The organism is Paenibacillus solisilvae, from assembly GCF_042656405.1.
Lineage (GTDB): Bacteria > Bacillota > Bacilli > Paenibacillales > Paenibacillaceae > Paenibacillus_Z > Paenibacillus_Z solisilvae.
Genome location: NZ_JBHSOW010000097.1, coordinates 1 through 297 on the forward strand (window position 1 = coordinate 1; position 297 = coordinate 297).

The following is a 297-nucleotide window of genomic DNA, read 5'->3' on the forward strand; positions in this document are numbered from 1 at the left end:
GGGCTATGGCGGAGAAGAAAACTACGCCTATCTAGAAGAAGAACAGGTTGAGGCCATCGTCAAATATGGCGTGTATCATAAGGAGAAATCCAAACGCTGGCAACAGGATATCAGTAAGATCGACAACTGGAGCTATGACAAAGATGAGGATACATGGACGTGCGCGGCTGGAAAATAACTCGTGTTCCGGTATGAAAGCAAAGAAACAACCGAAAGCGGATTTGAAATCAAGCACCGTCATTATCGGAGTACGAGTTGTGAGGGTTGTCCACTCAAAGCTGCTTGTACGAAAGCGCA

At 46.5% G+C, this 297-nt stretch carries 1 pseudogene; it reads left to right on the forward strand.

Annotated elements, in window-relative coordinates:
- A pseudogene (locus ACFPYJ_RS33230) lies at positions 1 to 297 on the forward strand (transposase); the annotation flags it as partial.